The following is a 20485-nucleotide window of genomic DNA, read 5'->3' as shown; positions in this document are numbered from 1 at the left end:
TTTATCAGCTGTTATACTATGGGCCACAACGTTCATCCGCGGACTCATCTATGAAAAAGTACCAACAGCTGGCACAGCAGCTGACCGAACAGATTGCGCTCGGCGTCTGGCAGCCCGGCGACCGCTTGCCCTCGCTGCGTGAGCAGGTGGTCAGCAGCGGAATGAGTTTCATGACGGTCAGCCACGCCTATCAGCTGCTGGAGAGCCAGGGGCGAATTATCGCTCGTCCGCAGTCGGGCTACTACGTTGCGCCCAGGCCGGTTAAGTCGCGCCAGCCGGCGCCGCCGGCGCAGGTGACCCGCCATGAATCGGTGGACATTAATACCTACATTTTTGAGGTGCTGCAGGCCAGCCGCCAGGCCTCGATGCTGCCTTTTGCCTCCGCTTTTCCCGACCCGCGCCTGTTTCCGCTCCAGCAGCTAAACCGCTCCCTGGCGCAGGTCAGCAAAACCGCAACGGCGATGAGCGTGATTGAAAACCTGCCGCCGGGTAACGACGAGCTGCGCCACGCGATCGCCCGCCGCTACGCGCTGCAGGGAATGAACATTTCGCCGGATGAGATAGTGATCACCGCCGGCGCGCTGGAGGCGCTCAACCTTAGCCTGCAGGCGGTCACGGAGCCTGGCGACTGGGTGGTGGTGGAAAATCCCTGCTTCTACGGCGCGCTGCAGGCGCTGGAAAGGCTGCGGCTGAAGGCGCTGTCGGTGGCGACGGACGTTAAGGAGGGGATCGATCTGGCGGCGCTGGAGCAGGCGCTGCAGAGCTATCCGGTGAAGGCCTGCTGGCTGATGACCAACGGCCAGAACCCGCTCGGCTTTACCCTCAGCGCGGAGAAAAAGGCGCGGCTGGTCGAGCTGCTGGCGCGCTACGGCGTGGTGCTGATCGAAGATGACGTCTACAGCGAGCTCTATTTTGGCCGCGAGAAGCCGCTGCCCGCCAAATTCTGGGACCGCCAGGATATGACGCTCCACTGCAGCTCCTTTTCCAAATGCCTGGTGCCGGGCTTTCGTATCGGCTGGGTGGCCGCCGGCAAGCACGCCAGGCGCATCCAGCAGCTGCAGCTGATGAGCACGCTGTCGACCAGCTCGCCGATGCAGATGGCGCTGGTGGACTATCTCTCGACCCGGCGCTACGACGCCCATCTGCGGCGCCTGCGCCGCCAGCTGGCCGAGCGCAAGCAGCAGGCCTGGCAAGCGCTGCTGCGCCATCTGCCCGCCGAAGTCAAAATCCACCATAGCGACAGCGGGTACTTTCTCTGGCTTGAGCTGCCGGCGGGCGCCGATGCCGGGGAGCTGAGCGCGCGCGCCCTGCGCGACAACATCAGCATTGCGCCGGGAAAAATGTTCTCCACCACCGCCAGCTGGACCTCATTCTTCCGCTTCAATACCGCCTGGGGCTGGGGGGAGAGAGAAGAGCAGGGGGTTAAACGCCTGGGCGAGCTTATTCGCGAGCTGCTGGCTGAGCCTTAGCCTTATTTTTCTATGGTTCAACGGCGGGCGGAAAATAACTAAATATTATTATCAGACGATACCGGTCATTATTTTACCGGTATCGATCATAGGAAATTCGCATACCCATTCTCTGTCCCTAACTCCTTGTCTATAATCCATATTGTCGTCCAGATTTTGCTGATTTTTACGGAATGCGCCCCTTGTCACAACCTGAATAAATTTCCCGTGAGGGGCATAGCGCGCCGTCTACTGTTATTAAGGGAGATATTTTTACGGCACGGCTGCCGCTAATTTTGTTGTGACAGGAGTAACACCCGATGAGCAAAAAAATTGCCCGTGGCAGCCTCTGTGTGCTGGGTATGGCCTTCCTGACCGCCCAGGCCGCCGAGCCGCCGACGTCGTTGGATAAAGGCGAAGGCCGGCTCGATATCATCGCCTGGCCGGGATATATCGAACGCGGCCAGACGGATAAAAACTACGACTGGGTGACCCAGTTTGAAAAAGAGAGCGGATGCCAGGTCAACGTAAAAACCGCCGCCACCTCTGATGAGATGGTCAGCCTGATGGCGAAAGGGGGCTATGACCTGGTGACCGCCTCCGGCGACGCGTCGCTGCGCCTGATTATGGGCAAGCGCGTGCAGCCGATTAACCCGGCGCTGATCGCCAACTGGAAGACGCTCGACCCGCGGGTGGAGAAAGGCGCGTGGTTTAACGTGGGCGGTAAAGTCTACGGTACGCCCTACCAGTGGGGACCAAACCTGCTGATGTACAACACCAAAGTATTCCCGACCCCGCCGGACAGCTGGAACGTGGTGTTTGTAAAACAAAATCTTAGCGACGGTAAAAGCAACCAGGGCCGGGTGCAGGCCTACGACGGCCCGATCTATATCGCCGACGCGGCGCTGTTCGTCAAGGCCACCCAGCCGCAGCTCGGTATTACCGACCCCTATCAGCTCACTGAGGAGCAGTATCAGGCGGTGCTCAAGGTGCTGCGCGACCAGCGCGGGCTGATTCACCGCTACTGGCACGACACCACCGTGCAGATGAGCGACTTCAAAAACGAAGGCGTGGTCGCCTCCAGCGCGTGGCCGTATCAGGCCAACGGCCTCAAGGCTGAAGGCCAGCCTATCGCCACTGTCTTCCCGAAAGAGGGGGTGACCGGCTGGGCGGATACCACCATGCTGCACAGCGACGCGAAGCACCCGGTGTGCGCCTATAAATGGATGAACTGGTCGCTGACGCCGAAGGTTCAGGGCGACGTGGCGGCGTGGTTCGGCTCGCTGCCGGTGGTGCCGCAGGGCTGTAAAGCCAGCCCGCTGCTGGGAGACAAAGGCTGCGAAACCAACGGCTATAATCAGTTCGCCAAAATCGCCTTCTGGAAGACCCCGATTGCGGAAGGCGGCAAGTTCGTCCCTTACAGCCGCTGGACCCAGGACTATATCGCAATTATGGGCGGCCGTTGAGCGGCCGGAGGCGTGAAATGACGTATGCGGTAGAGTTCCATAACGTCTCGCGGCTGTATGGCGACGTGCGCGCGGTGGATGGCGTCAGTATTGCCATCCGCGACGGTGAGTTTTTCTCGATGCTGGGGCCGTCCGGCTCCGGCAAAACCACCTGCCTGCGGCTGATTGCCGGTTTTGAACAGCTCTCCGGCGGGGAGATTTCCATTTTTGGCCAGCAGGCCAGCGAGCTGCCGCCGTGGCAGCGCGACGTCAATACCGTCTTCCAGGACTACGCGCTGTTTCCCCATATGTCGATCCTCGATAACGTCGCCTACGGGCTGATGGTGAAGGGGATCGCTAAAAAAGAGCGCCACCGCCGGGCGCAGGAGGCGCTGGAAAAAGTGGCCCTCGGCTTTGTCCACGCGCGCAAACCCTCCCAGCTCTCCGGCGGCCAGCGCCAGCGGGTGGCGATTGCCCGCGCGCTGGTTAACGAGCCGCGGGTGCTGCTGCTGGATGAGCCGCTGGGGGCGCTGGATTTAAAGCTGCGCGAGCAGATGCAGCTGGAGCTGAAAAAGCTGCAGCAGGCGCTGGGGATCACCTTTATTTTTGTCACCCACGACCAGGGCGAAGCGCTGTCGATGTCCGACCGGGTGGCGGTGTTTAATCACGGGCGCATCGAGCAGGTCGACGCGCCGCAGGATCTCTACCTGCGGCCAAAAACGGCCTTCGTCGCCGGGTTCGTCGGAACGGCCAACGTCTTTGACGCCGAGCTCTCGGCCCGGCTGTGCGGCATGCCGGGCAGCTGGTCGCTGCGTCCGGAACATATCAGGCTCAACGGCGGCGGAGAGGTTCAGGTCGAGGGCGTGGTGCAGGCGGTGCAGTATCAGGGCGCGGCAACGCGAATCGAGCTAAAGCTGGCGGAGGGCGGCAGGCTGCTGGTGAGCCAGGCCAATAGCGACGGTGCTGCTGCGCTGAGCGCTCCGCAGGCGGGGCAAAGGGTGCTGGCCTCCTGGTCGCGGGCGGCGATGGTCCCTCTGGATAACGGTGGCTGATATGGCAACGCTCATCGCCAACGCGCCTTCCGGCCGCCTGTCAGGACTTTTCTGGCGCCGGCCCTCGCTGGGGCTGTTTTTACTGCTGCTTGGGCCGCTGATGTGGTTTGGCATCGTCTATCTGGGATCGCTCCTGACGCTGCTGTGGCAAAGCTTCTATACCTTCGACGATTTCACCATGTCGGTCACTACCGACCTGACGCTGGCTAATCTCAAGGCGCTATTTAACCCGGCCAACTACGACATTATTATCCGTACGCTGGTGATGGCGCTGGCGGTCACGCTGGCCAGCGCGGTTCTGGCGCTGCCGATGGCGTGGTATATGGCCCGCTATACCAGCGGCAAGATGAAGGCATTTTTCTATATCGCGGTGATGCTGCCGATGTGGGCCAGCTACATCGTTAAGGCCTACGCCTGGACGCTGCTGCTGGCAAAAGATGGCGTAGCGCAGTGGTTTCTTCGCCATCTTGGGCTGGAGGGCGCGCTGAATCTGCTGCTGACGATCCCGGCGGTGGGCGGCAATACGCTGTCGACCTCGGGGCTGGGCCGCTTCCTGGTCTTCGTCTATATCTGGCTGCCGTTTATGATCCTGCCGGTACAGGCGGCGCTGGAGCGCATACCGGCGTCACTGCTGCAGGCGTCAGCCGACCTCGGCGCCCGGCCGCGGCAAACTTTTCGCCACGTGGTGCTGCCGCTGGCCATTCCCGGTATCGCCGCCGGGTCAATTTTCACCTTCTCACTGACGCTGGGCGATTTTATCGTGCCGCAGCTGGTGGGGCCGCCGGGCTTTTTTATCGGCAATATGGTCTATTCCCAGCAGGGGGCGATTGGCAATATGCCGATGGCGGCGGCGTTTACCCTCGTGCCGATTGTCCTGATTGCCCTCTATCTGGCGTTTGTTAAACGCCTGGGAGCGTTTGATGCACTCTGAACGCGCGCCGCTGTTCCTGAAAATCGCGACCTGGGGCGGGGTTATCTTCCTCCATTTCCCGCTGCTGATCATCGCCCTGTACGCCTTCAACACCGAAGACGCCGCCTTCAGCTTTCCGCCGCAGGGCCTGACGCTGCGCTGGTTTAGCGAAGCGGCCGGGCGGGGAGATATTATCGAATCGGTGACATTGTCACTGAAAATTGCCGCGCTATCGACCGCCATCGCGCTGGTACTTGGCACGCTGGCTGCAGGAGCCCTGTGGCGCAGCGCTTTTTTTGGTAAGAACGCGGTGTCGCTGCTGCTGCTGCTGCCCATCGCGCTGCCGGGGATCATTACCGGCCTGGCGCTGCTGACGGCGTTTAAGGCGGTTAACCTCGAACCGGGTCTGTTTACCATCGTTGTCGGGCACGCCACCTTCTGCGTGGTGGTGGTCTTTAACAACGTGATCGCCCGCTTTCGCCGGACCTCCTGGAGCCTGGTGGAGGCGTCGATGGATTTAGGCGCGACGAGCTGGCAGACCTTCCGCTACGTGGTGTTGCCCAATCTGGGGTCGGCGCTGCTGGCCGGAGGAATGCTGGCGTTTGCGCTATCGTTTGATGAAATTATTGTCACCACCTTTACCGCCGGACACGAGCGGACGCTCCCGCTATGGCTGCTGAATCAGCTGGGACGCCCGCGCGATGTGCCGATAACCAACGTTGTCGCGCTGCTGGTGATGCTGGTGACGACCATTCCGATTTTAGGAGCCTGGTGGCTAACCCGTGACGGCGACACAAGCGCTGAAAACGGCAAATAACTGACGTGTACAGGATCATACTATGCAACATAACCTTTTGATCAACGGCGAATTAGTGGCGGGTGAAGGCGAACTGGTGCCGGTATTCAATCCTGCTAATGGCGAAGTCCTGCTGGAGATTGCGGAGGCGACGGCGGCCCAGGTGGATGCGGCGGTTGAGGCGGCGGATCTTGCCTTTGTCGGCTGGAGCCAGACCACGCCGAAAACCCGCGCGGAGTGCCTGCTCAAGCTGGCGGACGTGATTACCGCCCATGCGGAGACCCTCGCCAAACTGGAGTCATTGAACTGCGGCAAGCCGCTGCACTGCGTGATTAACGACGAGCTGCCGGCGGTGGCGGACGTGTTCCGCTTCTTCGCCGGCGCCGCGCGCTGCCTGCCCGGAATGGCCGCCGGTGAGTATCTTGAAGGGCATACCTCGATGATCCGCCGGGATCCGGTTGGGGTGGTGGCCTCCATCGCGCCGTGGAACTATCCGCTGATGATGGCGGCCTGGAAGCTGGCGCCGGCGCTGGCGGCGGGGAACTGCGTGGTGATTAAACCTTCGGAGATCACGCCGCTAACTGCGCTCAAGCTGGCCGAGCTGGCAAAAGACATCTTCCCGGCCGGCGTCCTCAACGTGCTTTTTGGCCGGGGCAAAACCGTTGGCGATCCGCTGACCGGCCATCATAAGGTGCGGATGGTCTCGCTGACCGGGTCGATAGCCACCGGGGCGCACATCATCGGCCATACGGCTTCCTCGATTAAGCGTACGCATATGGAGCTGGGCGGCAAGGCGCCGGTTATCGTCTTTGACGACGCGGATATTGACGCGGTGGTGGAGGGCGTGCGGACCTTCGGTTTCTATAACGCCGGCCAGGACTGTACCGCCGCCTGCCGCATCTACGCTCAGCAGGGTATTTATGACCAGCTGGTGGAGAAACTGGGTGCCGCCGTTGCCAGCCTGAAAATCGGCCCGCCGGAGGATGGCGCGACGGAGCTGGGGCCGGTCAGCTCGCAGGCGCACCTCGAGCGGGTGAGCGCCGCCGTTGATGCCGCGCGCGCGCTGGCGCACATCAAAGTGGTGACCGGCGGCAGCAGGGCGCCGGGGAAAGGCTACTACTACCAGCCGACGCTGCTGGCCGGGGCGAAGCAGGAGGATGATATTGTCCAGCGCGAGGTGTTTGGCCCGGTGGTCAGCGTCACCGCCTTCAGCGATGAGGAGCAGGCGCTGGCCTGGGCCAACGATTCGCAGTACGGTCTGGCCTCGTCGGTGTGGACCAGGGACGTCGGCAGAGCGCATCGCCTCAGCGCGCGCCTGCAGTACGGCTGCACCTGGGTGAATACCCACTTTATGCTGGTGAGCGAAATGCCGCACGGCGGGCAAAAGCTGTCGGGCTACGGGAAGGATATGTCGATGTATGGCCTGGAGGACTACACCGTCGTGCGCCACGTAATGATCAAGCACTAATGGCAGCACGCCGCCGACGGGGTCCGTTCAGGCCCGTCGGCGGCGGTATGGCTAATCAGTGGCGCGTCAGGCCGTTAATCGAATCAGAATAGCGTTTTAGCTTGATGATCTTATCTTTCATTATCCAGCTCAGCTCGGCAATTTTATCCCTGATTTCGCTGACTTTCGCTTCATCCACGTTGATGAGATTGGCTTTCGCGCCCGGTACGCCCGTCGCCATCGTTCGGTTGGTTTCGCAGCGATAGCCGTATTCATAGAGCGCATCGCTCATTCTTTTTTCGAACTGGTTGAGATTCTCATAGGCGCGGACATAGCCGGCGATTTCCGGGCTTTCGTTCAGCAGCAGAAACCGCGACGCTACCGCCGGGGATTTATCCAGGCTGATGCTGACAGAATCATCGGGAATAAAGGTGGTCAGCGAGGGGGAGCCGGAAACCGGCGGCCTTTGGGTGACATCGAAAAACTCGCCTTCCGCAGTCTGCAGTACCGCGTGATGCGTGGCGACCATGAAACATCCCCGCCACAGATGAATATCCCAGCCGAGGCGCATCTTCCCGCCGACTTTTTTTATCGCAGCCTCTACGTTCCAGTAAGCATTTCCTGCCGGGCCCGGCGCGTCTATCACCGGTACCAGGATAGGCTGAGAGGAGGGGTTGAGCTGTTCTGCAAACTGCAGCAGGCGCGGATCATTCGGCGCAACATGCTCATAGAGATATTGACTATTCGTCATGCAGGACTCCTTGTGGTGGTACGCAAACGGATGGGAAATGGCTGTCTGTCGCGCTTAAGTCGTTAATGGCGCTTTATTTATTAGCCCCTTAGAATGATGGCACAGGATCTGATAAGTGAACAGGAACGCCGGGCGGTTGTGCCGGGTTTTGCTGTCAGGCGCGGCGGCGGCAAACTGCAGGCGTTGGCGCGCGATAATCACCCTGCAATCATGTTAGCTTGCTAATAGTCATCAATGGCAGGAATTGCTAAGACAAAAGGCGGCTGATATGAGAATATTCTTATGCCCCTTCAAGAGCTAAGCCATGATGAGTGCCGGAGATAAGCGCCGGATGGGGCTCGCAAATATCCCCCGCCCCTGCATTAACAGTGCAGGGGCTTTTTTTTGCGCATGCAGCAGACGGCAGCGTTAACGCGGAAATAACAGCAGCGGGCAGCAGGGGCAGGGAAGGGGGCGATCTACACCATCGATTTCGACAGAGGTTACATCGCTGTAACGCTCTCACGCAGCTAAGCGCGCGAGCTAATACGCACAAAATGGGTAGGGTAAATAAAGTGTTCGCTATTGCCGATACTATTCAGACAGGTGAATCCATTTGCCTAGCGTTTATTCTTCTTACTCGGCAAGCTTGACTGACGGCGTTCGCGCACGTAAGAAATAAGATTGTAGACTGCGATAACCAGCAATATTAACGCCACAATAAGCACGGCAATCCCGGACATATACCACCTCAAATTTAAAATGAGCAACTGGAAAAGTATTCATAACCAATGATTATGAATGTAAATTCATCCTTGAGATAACGCAAATGGTATTTGTTCTGTTTCAAATGAAGTGCCGGCGGGTCAGGACGCCAGGGATCGGCTTAAGGCCGCACCAATCTTGAGGTTGTCGGCATAGTCGCCGCTCCGTCAGCAAAACGAGATTTAAGAAGTATCGCATTTTCCGCTAATAGAACGCTTCGTCATACATTATTGTTAGTTATCTTTAGACGTGAGTTTATGCTGATTTTTTAAGCATAATCTGATACTTCCTGACGGCAGAGGGCGGATCTGTAGCTGTGGAGGATCGTTTTTCTGAAAAAGTACGGTTAATTTATTTTCCTGGCATCCTGACTTTCTATATCCATTCTTTTTGTAATGCCATTTGCCAGCCCATGCCCCGCTCCGGACTCTTTTTTTAAGCGTATCAGCAGTATTGGCTAAATGTATTTCAGATTTATTTCTTAGCAATGACTTTATTAATTAAAGTTAATGTTTAATTAATGTTAATGGTTAGTTCAACTTTGTATCTATTAAATGTTTGCGGCCGTTTGGCGTTTGACTTTGACGGGGCGGCCATGCGAAAATTTGTCATAATTTGTTACTTTGAAGTTGATTTTGTTTTGAAAAACATAGCATTTTTTCTGCTGGTGGCCTGCGCCAGCGCCATTCTCTATGGCAACCTGCCCGCTCAGCGCGTTTTAGGTTGTGAAAAGCAGGGGGCAAGTGAAGCCGTCTGTCTCTCCGCTGAATGGGATAGCGAGAAGGTCAATCCGCTGCCGGCATATAACCCTGAGAACCTCAAGGCTATGGCCGTGCTGCAGGCTACCTCACAGGTGCAAGCCGCCCATACGGTCGCTATCAAATCGTAAAAAAGCAGCCCTTTAAGGCTGCTTTTTTAGGTTTCTTTGCTGAGAAAAAAATCAGTAAAACCAACCAAAACGAACGGATAACAGGCTAATAAGCGCAAATGCTGCGCCGACATTAATCAGAATTACGGTTTTGCTGGAAACATCCATAACGCCACCTTTATGAGTAAGCCTCTACAGGTATAGTACGAGGTCAAAGGATGCGCTATCAGACAAGGATGAATCGGGCGTTTTCTGTCGGCTACCCACAGTATTTTTACTTTGTCATGCATTAATCTCTGATCCGCTTTCCGCTGTTGAAAGAGGCGCGTCGTAAAGGCGTTTTCAGGGAAGGACTAAGAATGACCCTATATCAAAAGATGCTGATTTTTTATGCGGTGATGGGATTTATCTGCGCCGTTATCAGCTGGTTTTTAACCAAAGAGAGCCGTCTGATTCGCCTGCTGGCCGCGCTGCTGATCGGCGCCACCTGGCCGTTTAGCTTCCCGACCGCACTCCTCGTTTCGCTATTCTGAGATGAAGTAAGCGTTGGCATTTGTTAATAATAACTGTATAAAAATACAGTCTTAGTTAACGGAAGCTTATCGATGAACGGTTTCTTCTCCTCTCTGGCCGGCGCCACCGTACGCTGGCTCGATCTGCCCGGCGGTGGCGACCCGATCGTGTTTATCCACGGTCTGGGGTGCGCCTCCTCGTACGATTATCCTCGAGTGGCTGCCGATCCCGCGCTGAGCGGGCGGCGGGTCGTGCTTATCGATCTCCCAGGCTACGGCTACAGCGATAAACCCGCTGAGTTTGGTTACAGCACCACGGAACAGGCGCGGGTAGTGGTCGAACTCCTTGACCACCTGCAGCTGTCGCGCTGCTATTTGTACGGCCATAGCATGGGCGGCAGTATTGCCATCGAGGCGGCTGAACGCCTGGGTGAACGCGTGCTTGCGCTACTGGTGGCCGAACCCAATCTGTACGCCGGCGGTGGGGTATACAGCCGGGCGATTGCCGCGCAGAGCGAAGCGGAGTTTGTCGCCGCCGGCTATGGCGAGATGCTGGCGGCGGAATCGTCGCCCTGGGCCGGGTGCCTGCAGAACAGCGCCTCCTGGGCCGTCTGGCGAGGGGCCGCCAGCCTGGTCTGCGGCGTAACGCCATCATGGTTTACCCTTTTTTGCCAGCTCTCTTGTCCGAAGACGCTTATCTATGGCGAGCTGTCGCTTCCGGCACAGGAAGCCGAGGACGCCGTCGCGCAAGGGATTACGCTGCGGGTTGTGCCCGACGCCGGGCACTCGATGGCCTGGGAAAATCCTGCCGCGCTGGCGGCCGCGATCGCCAGCCGCTGCTGAAGCGATCGACCCCGGCCGGCGGAATGGGTTAAAACGGCAGTTCGCGGGGCTGCATTTGCAGGGTTATCCAGCGCAGTTCGGTAAATTCGTCAACGCCCGCGCGCCCGCCGAAGCGTCCGTAGCCGGAGGATTTACAGCCGCCGAACGGCATCTGGGCCTCATCGTGAACGGTGGGGCCATTAATGTGGCAAATCCCCGTTTGCAAGCGCTGCGCGACGTTCCATGCCCGGGCGCTGTCCCGGCTGTATACCGCCGATGAAAGCCCGTATTCGCTCTCATTTGCGACGGCCAGGGCTTCCTCTTCACCGCTGACGCGGATAATCGCTTTCACCGGCCCAAACGACTCCTCGCTCCAGATGCGCATGTCGCGGGTGACGCCGTCCAGCAGGGTGGCATCCATCTGCACCGACGTGGCTTTGCCGCCGCACAGCAGCCTGGCGCCTTTTATCAGCGCATCGTCAATCAGCGCATTGCAGCGCGTCACGGTCTTCATATCGACGACCGGCCCGATCAAACCGGCGGGCAGGTTCGCCGCGCGGCGGCTGATAAGCGCGACAAACTCATCGGCAATTGCCCGGTCGACGATAATGCGTTCGGTTGACATACAGATCTGCCCGGCGTTGGCGAAAGCGCCAAATATGGCGCCCGCCGCCGCTTGTTCAGGATCGGCGTCATCGAGCACCAGCAGCGGGGCTTTCCCGCCTAGTTCGAGCACCGCAGGCTTAAGATGCTGACCGCAGGTGCGGGCAACGATCCTGCCTACCGGCGTGGAGCCGGTAAAATTGACCCGCCGCACCGCGGGATGGGCAATCAGCGACTCGACCAACGCCGGCGCATCCTCAGGCGCGCAGGTCAGGTAGTTGATCACGCCGTCGGGGAAGCCGGCAGCGGCGAGGGCCTCAATAATTAATCCCTGAGAGGCGGGCGACAGCTCGGCGCCCTTGAGGATCACCGTATTGCCACAGGCCAGAGGAGTGGCAATTGCCCGCGTCGCCAGAATCAGCGGCGCGTTCCACGGCGCCATTCCGAGGACGACGCCGGCGCCCTGACGCACGGCCATCGCCAGATTCCCCGCCACGTTTGACGGCACTATCTGCCCCTCAATCTGGGTCGTGAGCGCGGCGGCTTCGCGCAGAATATCGGCGGCCAGATGGACGTTAAAGCCGGACCAGTGCGCCGTTGCGCCGGTTTCTGCCGCCATAGCGGCAATAAACCGGGCTTCGCGCAGCAGCATCTGTTCGGCGGCGTTCAGCAGCAGGCGACGGCGTTCGCCTGGGGAGGTATCGCGCCACTGTGGAAATGCCGCGGCCGCGGCCTCAACGCTGCGTCGGGCGTCGGCGAGGCTTGCGGCGGCAGCGGTGGAGGGCGCCTCTGCGCTCAGCGGATGGCTGCGGGTAAAGGTAGCGCCGTCGTCGGCGTCGTGCCACCGGCCGTTGGTGTACAGGCTGCAGGTTAAGCTCATCGGGAAACCTCATCTTTTCGCGTTTTTCCGAGTGTACCGAGCGGGGAGATTTCGCGGGGCAGAGAGGGCGGTTATCGCACGCTATTTTTCAAGCTTTTTAGGCAGTTCACAACTTCAGCCGATTAAACGGTGCAAAAAGGCGGCGGGTGTTGAATAAATCGGCGAAAACGGCGTTTTCAGCATAACCTGATACCAATTGATTATTTGCCGGTTGATTCCTGCTGTGCTGTTATTAGAGGGCATATAACAAATTAATAAGGTTTATAACCATGTCTACAGGGAAAACACGCCTTGCTCTGGCGCTGAGCGCGCTGCTGCTGCCGGCCGCTGCGGCCTCGGCGGCCGGCAACGATACGCTGGTCTACTGCTCCGAAGCCTCGCCGGAATCCTTCAACCCGCAAATTGCCAGCTCCGGCCCCTCGTTTGTGGCCAGCTCGCAGGTGCTCTACAACCGCCTGATTACCTTCGACCCGCAGAAAAACACGCCGGTTCCTTCGCTGGCTACCGACTGGACCGTCTCGCCGGATGGCAAAACCTGGACCTTTACCCTGCGTAAAGGCGTGCAGTTCAACAGCAACAAATACTTTAAGCCAACCCGCGATTTCAACGCCGATGACGTGCTTTTCTCGGTGCTGCGCCAGCAGGATGCAAAACATCCGTACCATAACGTTTCCCAGGGCAGCTACGAGTACTTCCACGACGTCGGGCTGGATAAGCTGATCAAAGAGGTTAAAAAGCTCGACGATTATCACGTCCAGTTCGTACTGGCGGAGCCGAATGCGGCGTTCCTCGCCGACTGGGGGATGGATTTCGCCTCCATTCTCTCCGCGGAGTATGGCGACGCGATGCTGAAAAAGGGCACCCCGGAGTACGTCGATACCTGGCCTATCGGTACCGGCCCGTACGCGCTGCAGCAGTATAAGGTGGATTCCCAGATCCGCTATATTGCCAACCCGCACTATTGGGAAGGCGAGGTGCCGACAAAGCATCTGATCTTCTCGATCACGCCAAACGTTGAGACGCGGCTGGCGAAGCTGCAAACCAACGAGTGCCAGATTATTCCGGCACCTTCACCGGTACAGTTCCCGGTGATCAAAGGCAATAAGGATCTGGCGCTGCACTCGGTTGAGGCGCTGAACGTTGGCTATCTGGCGTTTAACACCGAGAAAAAACCGTTCGATAATCTGCTGGTGCGTCAGGCGCTGAACTACGCGACCGACAAGCAGGCGATCGTTAAAGCGGTGTTCCTCGATTCCGGCACCGTGGCGAAATCGCCGCTGCCGGCCAATATGCTCGGCTATAAGAAAGATCTCCCGGACTACGACTACGATCCGCAGAAGGCTAAAGCGCTGCTCAAACAGGCAGGGCTGGAAAATGGCGCAGAGGTCACCCTGTGGTCGATGCCGGTTCAGCGGCCGTATAACCCGAACTCCCGCCGCATCGCGGAGATGATTCAGAGCGACTGGAGCAAAGTTGGCGTCAAGGCCAAAATCGTCAGCTACGAGTGGGGCGAATATCTCGCCGGGATGCGCAAAGGCGAACACGATAGCGCCCTGTTCGGCTGGATGTCGGATAACGGCGATCCGGACAACTTTGCCGGGACGCTTTTGAGCTGCGATAACATCAAAACCGGCTCTAACGTCGCCCGCTGGTGCGACAAGTCCTACGACGCGCTGGTGAAGAAAGCGCTGCTGGTCAGCGATCCGCAGGCGCGAGCCAAGCTGTACGGCCAGGCGCAGGAGATTTTTTATCAGCAGGCGCCGTGGATCACCCTGGCAACCGGCAAAACCTTCTACGCCACGCGCAGCAACGTCAGCGGCTATAGCGTAAGCCTGATGGGCAGCGATTTTTCGAAGGTAAAACTGAATTAAGCCACAAGGAGAGCAGGATGGCACATCTGGATGAGGTTATCGCCCGCGTAGACGCGGCGATTGCCGAAGGGGTGATTACCCATATGAATGAGCTGCTGATCGAACTGAGCGATGACGCTGAACTCGATCGCGACGATCGCTATACCCAGCAGCAGCGTCTACGCACCACCATTGCGCATCACGGACGCCAGCACCAGGAAGAGCAGGAAGGGCGGCGTGAGCAGTTGACCAAAGGTGGCTCGATCCTCTGATATCCGCGTCAGAACTGGCGTCTGGCGACCAGCCAGGCGCCTATCACCAGCATGACCGCTCCGCAAAACGGCCCCACCAGCGCGCGAAACGGCACGCCGTGGGCGCGCACTAAATCGATGATCAGGCCGCCGACCAGCTGGCTGGCGATGAGCACTGCAATGGTGGTCGCCGCGCCGACGTTCTGATACCCGCTGATGCTGGCAAAGACAAAAAACGACCCCAGCAGGCCCGGAATGAGCGTCCACCACTTCACGCTAACCGCCAGCTCATGAACGCCAGCCGCGCCGTGGCGCAGGAGCAAAATGGTGACGAAAATAACAATCCCGACCAGCGAATTAAGCAGCATCGCAATCAGGATTGTCGAAGCGGACTGGGTAATGCGCACCATCAGCGTATTCTGTACCACCAGCCCGATCCCAGCGGCGATAAGGCAGGCCAGCGTCAGCGACTGATTCATGCCTCGGGATCCGGATCGCGGCGATCGTCGAGCTGGAGCTGCATAAAGGTCAGGTCCAGCCAGCGGCCGAATTTGGTGCCGACCTGCGGCATCTGGCCGGTGGTCACAAAACCGAGGGTTTCATGGAGATGCAGCGACGCGTGGTTCTGCGCCTCAATGCCGGCGACCATCACGTGTTTCTTCAGGCGACGGGCCTCATTAATCAGCGCCACAAGCAGGGTGCGGCCAAGCCCTTTACCCTGGTAATCGGGGTGCACGTAGACCGAATGCTCGACGGTATGGCGAAAGCCGTCGAAGGTGCGCCAGTCGCCAAACGATGCGTAGCCGGTCACCACGCCGTCCTCTTCGCTTACCAGCACCGGGAAACCGGCCAGCTGGCGGGCTTCAAACCAGGCAATGCGGTTATCGGTGTCGACGGTTTTATCATTCCAGATAGCGGCGGTGTGCAGCACCGCATGGTTGTAGATCCCGGCAATCGCCGCACAATCCTCTTTACAGGCATAGCGGATGGTCATAGCAAACCTCAAGTTTTGTACACTATAGTAGTACGACATTATTACAATAATGTACGCAACGCTGTCATCTGTTTTAGGCAAAATTTTTTACTAAGGTACGCCATCCGGCGCGGCGTCAGGCGGAGTTATGGGAGCCAGAACCGTAGAACAGCTTCACTTTCACCACCTTGTTACGCCGCATTTCATACACTATAGTACTACGCTATGAATACTATCGAAGACAACATCAATCAGCGCATTAGCGCCCGCATTCGCATCGAACGGGAGTCCCGAGGCTGGTCCCTGAGCGAGCTGGCGGAACGGGCCGGCGCGTCGCGGGCGATGATCCACAAAATCGAACGCGGTGAGAGTAGCCCGACGGCCTCGATGCTCGGGCGTCTGTCCGGCGCCTTTGGCATCAGCATGTCGACGCTGATCGCCCGCGCGGAGATGCAGGAAGGTAAGCTGCTGCGCTTTGCCAACCAGCCGGTGTGGCGCGATCCGCAGAGCCACTATCTGCGCCGTCACGTCTCGCCGCGCAGCGACCTGCCTATCGATCTGGTGCAGGTGGAGCTTCCCGCCGGCAGCGATGTCCCGATGCCCGCGGCCTCCTATGCCCTGGCGCGCCAGCTGATCTGGCTGCAGCAGGGCGAGCTGGTGTTTGTTGAAGGCACCACGCGCCATGAAATGCGGGCGGGAGATTGCCTGGAGCTGGGGCCGCCGAACGACTGCCGCTTTATCAATGAATCCGCCACCTCCTGCATCTACCTGGTCGTCAGGCTGAATCAATCTGCCTCATAATGCCAATGCAGGCGGGGATAATTGCGGCTAGCCTCAGTACAGGTCTTTAAAAGAGGAGTTTGCTATGGCTTTTAATTCGCAACGTCACCGCCGCTGGGTGCTGGCTTCACGTCCACACGGCGAGCCGACCGGGGAAAATTTCCGTCTGGAAGAGGGCGATGTGCCCTCGCCGGGCCCGGGACAGGTGCTGCTTCGCACCGTGTTTCTCTCATTAGATCCCTACATGCGCGGCCGCATGAGCGATGCGCCGTCCTACTCGCCGCCGGTCGCCATCGGCGCGGTGATGGTGGGCGGTACGGTGAGCCGGGTTGTCGCGTCAAATCATGCCGACTTTACCCCCGGGGAGTGGGTGCTGGGCTACGGCGGCTGGCAGGATTATGAGCTGTCTGACGGCAGCGGGCTGGTGAAGCTGGGCGCGCAGCCGGAGCATCCGTCCTGGGCGCTCGGCCTGCTGGGCATGCCCGGTTTTACCGCCTATATGGGGCTGCTGGATATTGGCCAGCCGAAGGCCGGCGAGACGCTGGTGGTCGCCGCCGCCACCGGGCCGGTGGGCGCAACGGTAGGGCAGATTGCTAAGCTTAAAGGCTGCCGCACCGTCGGGATTGCCGGCGGCAGCGAGAAGTGTCGCTATGCGGTTGAGACGCTGGGCTTTGACGTCTGTCTCGACCATCGGGCACCTGATTTTGCCGAACAGCTGGCGCAGGCCTGCCCGCAGGGCATTGACGTTTATTATGAAAACGTCGGCGGCAAGGTGTTCGATGCGGTGCTGCCGCTGCTCAATACCTCGGCGCGGGTGCCGGTGTGCGGCCTGGTCAGCGGCTACAACGCGACCGCGCTGCCCGACGGGCCGGACCGTCTGCCGCTGCTGATGGGCACGCTGCTGAAAAAGCGGATTCGGATGCAGGGCTTTATTATCGGCCAGGATTACGGCCACCGCATTGCCGAGTTCCAGCAGGAGATGGGGCGCTGGGTGCAGGAAGGTAAAATTAAGTACCGCGAGCAGCAAATCGACGGGCTGGAGAGCGCCCCCCGCGCTTTAATCGGCCTGCTGAAGGGCGAGAACTTCGGTAAGGTTGTGGTCCGCGTTTCGCCGGACGAGTAACGCTTATGCCCCGGCGCCGCCGCGCGCCGGGGCGAGGATCGGCAAGGCGCATCCCTTCGTTAACTCCCTGCTTTACTACTCTTCCCCGATCGTGAATTCCTGGCTTAAGCGACGCATCTTGTGGCGCGATGCTGGTCTATTCAGATGAGCGCTAATGCGCAATATTGAATTTTTAATGGACATTTTTATTGCTGCAGAAGGCTTTATCAGAGATGTACTTAATGATAAAAGTGTCGTACGAAAAAGCTTATCAGGTGGCGCAGTGGAGTACCGGTTACCAAATTAAAGAGACAGGGCGTGCACAGTATATGGAAGGTTTAATAAACGATGGTCGCTGGAATTATAATGCTAATAAGGGATTTAAAGCAGGGTACATTGTTGGTGCTTACAAAAAATGTGAAACAGTATGGCCCAATGGAGTTAAAAAATGACTAGTACATTACATTCTGGATGGAAACCTGGTTTTGGTATTGTATATACATGGTTTGGCATGGACAAAAATGGGAAAATTGGTGTTTTTGTTAATAATTGTTGGGGGGAGCTACCTTCTGTTCTTTTAAAACAAGACTCCGTCGAACATATACTTGATTCTATATCTGAATATATACATGAAGAATCAGAGGTTTTTACCATCATTCCACCTGATAAAAATGGTGATATTAGAGATTCTTTTAATGGTGCGACTGGCATACGTGCAGATATTCTTGAAAAAGCGATGAATTTTAATGTGGTGACATTGAAATGAAAAATATAAATGAATTAACTCTTTTTTCGCTTGATGAGCAAGAAATAACATTTGAGGGTTACATTGTTTATCTGGATGATGGTGACCTTTATATTATTGGATTGGATTATGGTGATGATTATACTACGAGTCCTTCCATTGCTGTTAAAAATAAAAACCTGTCTGATAATCTGGAAGCTAATGTCAGCTTGTATGGCGGGGGAAAGACGCGATTATTTCATCATGTAAAGTTGAAAGGTGTATTAGAAAAAGATAATCTAACAGGTGAAGTAAGTATCCTTGTAAAAGAGTTGAGTGTGGAAGATAACGGGCAATGGATATCAATTGATGTAGATAAATATTATGAGCCGAGGAACGGAAAAGGTTCTAATTGGCATGATCTGTTTAATAACTAATATTAACTTTATCCGCTGTTGAAAGATGTATTAAAAAAGAATGATACATGTCTGAGGGGATAGGTAAAATGCATCATTTAACAGAAAGGCAATACTAGGGACACTGTGGCAAAAGGAGGTGATAAACTTATCATCTCCTTTTGCTGACGGAGCAGCACATAAACCCATTCAAAGGCTGGCATTTTCAGCGTGACATTATCCTGTGGGCCGTACGCTGGTACAGGGGGTTGAGGGGCAATGGAACGAAAACGCACGAGAATGACATAATTAATCGTTTGTATTGAAATTTATCGGTATTGCCTGGTGGGTTCATCCACGGCAGTTCGCCATTCCTGAGCCGTGATTTCTCTGAACGCCTGCGAACCCACAGACGCACTTGAAATCACCATGGCCGAAGCCAGCGCCTTAAGGCGTTTCAGACCCTTAACCAGTGCAGCCTGGGAACCGCCATCTGAGCTGTTTATACGTGACTCCCAGACCCCATTTTTCATATAGGTGGTATCGCCCGTGAAAAGGTGATTTTTTCCAGACGGGGATTTGGCGTAAAAACAAACACTGCCGTCTGTATGTCCAGGTGTTGGAATAATTTCAATATTTCCTTGTACCCATTCTCTTTTCTCAAAAAAATATTGACAGCTGAACGCTGGTAAACAGCTGCGGCTTCAGCAGCCAGGCGATGATACAGGGATCGTGCAATGGCGAGCCAACAAACTCCGATGCTCCACTGAATGAGCAGGAGCGACAGTTGCAGCGTCTGCAGAAAATGTGCTGCGATATAATTTTCTGATGCATGATGAGCCCGACAGAATGGAGAAAAAACTGGCTGACTGTAAAAGAAGCAGCTGTTGTGAAATAAATGGCACAGTTGTCTGCTCAAAATGAGCAAAAATTTGAAAGCTGCAGGGTTACCGACAACGGAGACTGTATTAATGAAATGCTGGCCTGAATATCTGGAGCTACTGGCTACAGAGAGCTGGGGATTCAGATTGGGTTTGATATTACCGGACAGTAACGGCAGATGGGGGAAAATGTATTTGACAGATTTGATACCTGTGGATGGACCGCTGGCACAGGCTGTGGATTAAAATTATGGGGAAAAGAGGCTCTGGCTGATGCCGCAATGCGGGCCACAGGATGGGGGCAGCTAAGTATGTTGTCCCTGCTATTGGAAAATATCTTACTGAAGTCGGTATCCTTTCACAGAAAGGTGTTCCAGCGTATATAAGAAGTACACAAGTTGGTTTAGGAAAACGAGAGAAGTCGATGTCTATAAGAATCAGATGCGAAATAATACATTTCCACTTGTCCCAGAAAAGGGGGTAATAGCGGCTATATAGATAAAAAAGAGGTATACTATGTATCTGATGGAAATCATCGCATGGTTGCTGCTGTTGAATACTATAATGAAACCGGTAATTCAGAGTATATAAAACAATTGATTAAAAATGGAACGTGGACGTATAATGCGAATTATGTGGGTGCTTCTGAATCACGCCCAATGATAAAATAAACAATTCCCTTGAGGTATCCCTCAAGGGAAACTACACAAGGGATCATGTTATGGGAAAAAAAGATATATACTTAGGCATCCTTCAGGGGAGTTTGTTGCAAATAAGAAGTGTGTCCACTCATGGCGCTTTTTTTAAAGCAATGGATAGGTCTGTATATTATGAATCTCAGCTTATACATGAATTTTATTTGCTGTTGAAGTATGATGATTTTAATGATTTGGATATTTGTTTTTTAAATAAAAATGCTCGCTGGTACTATGAGGACTGTAGTGAAAAGAAAAGTTTCTTATACGAGCATCAATTGAAGAGAATTTCAACTTTATTCTCTTTAGTTCCTGAAAGCATGAGGGAAAAGCTGGAATGGCTCGGGCCAGTGATAAAGTAGAGTAAATTCTTCGCCCCCATTTCATGGGGGGGTTGACATTAGTGTAAATAAATGTGTGGTGATACTTCTCAAGTGGCCGGAAAATAGCGGTCATTACACATAACTGATATCGATATGTATAAAAAACAACCTCAGAGTGGTTATGCGACGGGGTAGTGTGCTCACAGAGTATATTCTTTCCTAAAAATGCCCTG

23 protein-coding genes and 2 pseudogenes are annotated in these 20485 nt (G+C 56.2%); 18 read left to right on the top strand and 7 right to left on the bottom strand.

Annotated features, from left to right (window positions below; genetic code table 11):
• Positions 1–50: 50 nt before the first annotated feature.
• The 6 genes from EDF75_RS14400 (at position 51) to patD (ending at position 7119) form a co-directional block, all read left to right on the top strand.
• Positions 51–1469, top strand: coding sequence for an aminotransferase-like domain-containing protein (locus EDF75_RS14400; RefSeq protein WP_132510554.1), 1419 nt, complete (start codon positions 51–53; stop codon positions 1467–1469).
• Positions 1470–1768: 299 nt separating this feature from the next.
• Positions 1769–2914 (top strand): putative ABC transporter substrate-binding protein YdcS, encoded by a 1146-nt coding sequence (gene ydcS / locus EDF75_RS14395; RefSeq protein WP_133599908.1) that lies wholly within the window; start codon positions 1769–1771, stop codon positions 2912–2914.
• 17 nt (positions 2915–2931) lie between these two features.
• Complete coding sequence (locus EDF75_RS14390; protein WP_133599907.1) at positions 2932–3945, top strand: ABC transporter ATP-binding protein; 1014 nt, start codon at positions 2932–2934, stop codon at positions 3943–3945.
• Position 3946: 1 nt separating this feature from the next.
• Positions 3947–4876: an ABC transporter permease gene (locus tag EDF75_RS14385; protein ID WP_041145352.1), complete on the top strand. Its 930-nt coding sequence runs from the start codon at positions 3947–3949 to the stop codon at positions 4874–4876.
• On the top strand, positions 4866–5672 hold the full coding sequence (locus tag EDF75_RS14380) for an ABC transporter permease (RefSeq protein WP_133599906.1): 807 nt from the start codon (positions 4866–4868) through the stop codon (positions 5670–5672). The genes EDF75_RS14385 and EDF75_RS14380 overlap by 11 nt, the downstream gene beginning before the upstream one ends.
• A gap of 22 nt (positions 5673–5694) precedes the next feature.
• Complete coding sequence (gene patD / locus EDF75_RS14375) at positions 5695–7119, top strand: aminobutyraldehyde dehydrogenase (RefSeq protein WP_133599905.1); 1425 nt, start codon at positions 5695–5697, stop codon at positions 7117–7119.
• A gap of 55 nt (positions 7120–7174) precedes the next feature.
• Here patD and EDF75_RS14370 read toward each other — a convergent pair whose 3' ends face one another.
• Together EDF75_RS14370 and EDF75_RS27100 are read right to left on the bottom strand one after the other, a co-directional pair.
• Entirely contained in the window at positions 7175–7849 is a 675-nt protein-coding gene (locus tag EDF75_RS14370) for a hypothetical protein (protein WP_133599904.1), read from the bottom strand.
• A gap of 599 nt (positions 7850–8448) precedes the next feature.
• The gene (locus EDF75_RS27100; RefSeq protein ID WP_095097533.1) at positions 8449–8571 is read right to left on the bottom strand and encodes a small membrane protein; all 123 of its coding nucleotides are present in this window, start codon (positions 8569–8571) and stop codon (positions 8449–8451) included.
• 542 nt (positions 8572–9113) lie between these two features.
• On the opposite strand from EDF75_RS27100, the gene EDF75_RS14365 reads away from it, so the two are divergent.
• Entirely contained in the window at positions 9114–9482 is a 369-nt protein-coding gene (locus EDF75_RS14365; protein WP_438826566.1) for a hypothetical protein, read from the top strand.
• A gap of 51 nt (positions 9483–9533) precedes the next feature.
• Here the strand turns inward: EDF75_RS14365 and yncL are convergent, their stop codons facing one another.
• A complete protein-coding gene (gene yncL / locus EDF75_RS14360; protein ID WP_071844919.1) occupies positions 9534–9629 on the bottom strand; it encodes a stress response membrane protein YncL in 96 nt (31 codons plus the stop codon).
• Positions 9630–9820: 191 nt separating this feature from the next.
• Between yncL and EDF75_RS14355 the strand changes: the two genes are divergently transcribed.
• Together EDF75_RS14355 and EDF75_RS14350 are read left to right on the top strand one after the other, a co-directional pair.
• Entirely contained in the window at positions 9821–9994 is a 174-nt protein-coding gene (locus tag EDF75_RS14355) for a GhoT/OrtT family toxin (RefSeq protein ID WP_071844920.1), read from the top strand.
• A 72-nt stretch (positions 9995–10066) separates the two neighbouring features.
• Positions 10067–10816: an alpha/beta fold hydrolase gene (locus tag EDF75_RS14350; protein WP_133599903.1), complete on the top strand. Its 750-nt coding sequence runs from the start codon at positions 10067–10069 to the stop codon at positions 10814–10816.
• A 28-nt stretch (positions 10817–10844) separates the two neighbouring features.
• Here the strand turns inward: EDF75_RS14350 and EDF75_RS14345 are convergent, their stop codons facing one another.
• Complete coding sequence (locus EDF75_RS14345; protein WP_133599902.1) at positions 10845–12278, bottom strand: aldehyde dehydrogenase; 1434 nt, start codon at positions 12276–12278, stop codon at positions 10845–10847.
• Between the two features lie 269 nt (positions 12279–12547).
• Here EDF75_RS14345 and EDF75_RS14340 point away from each other — a divergent pair, with 269 nt between their 5' ends.
• Both EDF75_RS14340 and EDF75_RS14335 read left to right on the top strand, forming a co-directional pair.
• Positions 12548–14149: an ABC transporter substrate-binding protein gene (locus EDF75_RS14340; protein ID WP_133599901.1), complete on the top strand. Its 1602-nt coding sequence runs from the start codon at positions 12548–12550 to the stop codon at positions 14147–14149.
• A gap of 17 nt (positions 14150–14166) precedes the next feature.
• Complete coding sequence (locus EDF75_RS14335; RefSeq protein WP_133599900.1) at positions 14167–14400, top strand: YdcY family protein; 234 nt, start codon at positions 14167–14169, stop codon at positions 14398–14400.
• A gap of 8 nt (positions 14401–14408) precedes the next feature.
• On the opposite strand, the gene EDF75_RS14330 is transcribed toward EDF75_RS14335, so the two are convergent.
• Together EDF75_RS14330 and EDF75_RS14325 are read right to left on the bottom strand one after the other, a co-directional pair.
• Entirely contained in the window at positions 14409–14858 is a 450-nt protein-coding gene (locus tag EDF75_RS14330) for a DMT family transporter (protein ID WP_133599899.1), read from the bottom strand.
• Positions 14855–15373, bottom strand: coding sequence for a GNAT family N-acetyltransferase (locus EDF75_RS14325; protein WP_133599898.1), 519 nt, complete (start codon positions 15371–15373; stop codon positions 14855–14857). The genes EDF75_RS14330 and EDF75_RS14325 overlap by 4 nt, the downstream gene beginning before the upstream one ends.
• A gap of 204 nt (positions 15374–15577) precedes the next feature.
• On the opposite strand from EDF75_RS14325, the gene EDF75_RS14320 reads away from it, so the two are divergent.
• The 6 genes and pseudogenes from EDF75_RS14320 to EDF75_RS27645 all read left to right on the top strand — a co-directional run.
• A complete protein-coding gene (locus tag EDF75_RS14320; protein ID WP_045855240.1) occupies positions 15578–16153 on the top strand; it encodes a helix-turn-helix domain-containing protein in 576 nt (191 codons plus the stop codon).
• A 64-nt stretch (positions 16154–16217) separates the two neighbouring features.
• Entirely contained in the window at positions 16218–17255 is a 1038-nt protein-coding gene (locus EDF75_RS14315; protein WP_095097561.1) for an NADP-dependent oxidoreductase, read from the top strand.
• Between the two features lie 221 nt (positions 17256–17476).
• Positions 17477–17686: a hypothetical protein gene (locus EDF75_RS14310; protein ID WP_133599897.1), complete on the top strand. Its 210-nt coding sequence runs from the start codon at positions 17477–17479 to the stop codon at positions 17684–17686.
• Entirely contained in the window at positions 17683–18000 is a 318-nt protein-coding gene (locus tag EDF75_RS14305; protein WP_133599896.1) for a hypothetical protein, read from the top strand. Before EDF75_RS14310 ends, EDF75_RS14305 begins: the two co-directional genes overlap by 4 nt.
• Positions 17997–18395, top strand: a complete 399-nt coding sequence (locus tag EDF75_RS14300) for a hypothetical protein (RefSeq protein ID WP_133599895.1) — start codon at positions 17997–17999, stop codon at positions 18393–18395. Before EDF75_RS14305 ends, EDF75_RS14300 begins: the two co-directional genes overlap by 4 nt.
• Positions 18396–18553: 158 nt before the next feature.
• Positions 18554–18616, top strand: a pseudogene (locus EDF75_RS27645) (hypothetical protein); the annotation flags it as partial.
• 415 nt (positions 18617–19031) lie between these two features.
• Here EDF75_RS27645 and EDF75_RS27640 read toward each other — a convergent pair.
• Positions 19032–19106: pseudogene (locus EDF75_RS27640) on the bottom strand (hypothetical protein); the annotation flags it as partial.
• An 849-nt stretch (positions 19107–19955) separates the two neighbouring features.
• Between EDF75_RS27640 and EDF75_RS14295 the strand changes: the two are divergent.
• Positions 19956–20291 carry a hypothetical protein gene (locus EDF75_RS14295; RefSeq protein WP_133599894.1) on the top strand — a complete coding sequence of 112 codons (336 nt, stop codon included), beginning with the start codon at positions 19956–19958 and terminating at the stop codon, positions 20289–20291.
• Positions 20292–20485: the final 194 nt, after the last annotated feature.

Source organism: Klebsiella sp. BIGb0149 (assembly GCF_004362605.1).
In the GTDB taxonomy this organism is placed as follows: Bacteria; Pseudomonadota; Gammaproteobacteria; order Enterobacterales; family Enterobacteriaceae; genus Klebsiella; species Klebsiella terrigena.
The sequence above is the reverse complement of the archived record's forward strand: the minus strand, read 5'-3'. Positions and strand labels throughout refer to the sequence as shown.

Excerpts from the sequence above, each read along its gene's own strand:
- EDF75_RS14390 (WP_133599907.1), top strand. The coding sequence starts at position 2,932 with ATGACGTATGCGGTAGAGTTCCATAACGTCTCGCGGCTGTATGGCGAC.
- EDF75_RS14370 (WP_133599904.1), bottom strand. The coding sequence starts at position 7,849 with ATGACGAATAGTCAATATCTCTATGAGCATGTTGCGCCGAATGATCCG.
- EDF75_RS14330 (WP_133599899.1), bottom strand. The coding sequence starts at position 14,858 with ATGAATCAGTCGCTGACGCTGGCCTGCCTTATCGCCGCTGGGATCGGG.
- EDF75_RS14305 (WP_133599896.1), top strand. The coding sequence starts at position 17,683 with ATGACTAGTACATTACATTCTGGATGGAAACCTGGTTTTGGTATTGTA.
- ydcS (WP_133599908.1), top strand. The coding sequence starts at position 1,769 with ATGAGCAAAAAAATTGCCCGTGGCAGCCTCTGTGTGCTGGGTATGGCC.
- EDF75_RS14340 (WP_133599901.1), top strand. The coding sequence starts at position 12,548 with ATGTCTACAGGGAAAACACGCCTTGCTCTGGCGCTGAGCGCGCTGCTG.
- EDF75_RS14345 (WP_133599902.1), bottom strand. The coding sequence starts at position 12,278 with ATGAGCTTAACCTGCAGCCTGTACACCAACGGCCGGTGGCACGACGCC.
- EDF75_RS14400 (WP_132510554.1), top strand. The coding sequence starts at position 51 with ATGAAAAAGTACCAACAGCTGGCACAGCAGCTGACCGAACAGATTGCG.
- EDF75_RS14295 (WP_133599894.1), top strand. The coding sequence starts at position 19,956 with ATGGGAAAAAAAGATATATACTTAGGCATCCTTCAGGGGAGTTTGTTG.
- patD (WP_133599905.1), top strand. The coding sequence starts at position 5,695 with ATGCAACATAACCTTTTGATCAACGGCGAATTAGTGGCGGGTGAAGGC.
- EDF75_RS14320 (WP_045855240.1), top strand. The coding sequence starts at position 15,578 with ATGAATACTATCGAAGACAACATCAATCAGCGCATTAGCGCCCGCATT.
- yncL (WP_071844919.1), bottom strand. The coding sequence starts at position 9,629 with ATGGATGTTTCCAGCAAAACCGTAATTCTGATTAATGTCGGCGCAGCA.
- EDF75_RS14365 (WP_438826566.1), top strand. The coding sequence starts at position 9,114 with ATGTTAATGGTTAGTTCAACTTTGTATCTATTAAATGTTTGCGGCCGT.
- EDF75_RS27100 (WP_095097533.1), bottom strand. The coding sequence starts at position 8,571 with ATGTCCGGGATTGCCGTGCTTATTGTGGCGTTAATATTGCTGGTTATC.
- EDF75_RS14300 (WP_133599895.1), top strand. The coding sequence starts at position 17,997 with ATGAAAAATATAAATGAATTAACTCTTTTTTCGCTTGATGAGCAAGAA.
- EDF75_RS14325 (WP_133599898.1), bottom strand. The coding sequence starts at position 15,373 with ATGACCATCCGCTATGCCTGTAAAGAGGATTGTGCGGCGATTGCCGGG.
- EDF75_RS14310 (WP_133599897.1), top strand. The coding sequence starts at position 17,477 with ATGATAAAAGTGTCGTACGAAAAAGCTTATCAGGTGGCGCAGTGGAGT.
- EDF75_RS14315 (WP_095097561.1), top strand. The coding sequence starts at position 16,218 with ATGGCTTTTAATTCGCAACGTCACCGCCGCTGGGTGCTGGCTTCACGT.
- EDF75_RS14355 (WP_071844920.1), top strand. The coding sequence starts at position 9,821 with ATGACCCTATATCAAAAGATGCTGATTTTTTATGCGGTGATGGGATTT.
- EDF75_RS14385 (WP_041145352.1), top strand. The coding sequence starts at position 3,947 with ATGGCAACGCTCATCGCCAACGCGCCTTCCGGCCGCCTGTCAGGACTT.
- EDF75_RS14380 (WP_133599906.1), top strand. The coding sequence starts at position 4,866 with ATGCACTCTGAACGCGCGCCGCTGTTCCTGAAAATCGCGACCTGGGGC.
- EDF75_RS14350 (WP_133599903.1), top strand. The coding sequence starts at position 10,067 with ATGAACGGTTTCTTCTCCTCTCTGGCCGGCGCCACCGTACGCTGGCTC.
- EDF75_RS14335 (WP_133599900.1), top strand. The coding sequence starts at position 14,167 with ATGGCACATCTGGATGAGGTTATCGCCCGCGTAGACGCGGCGATTGCC.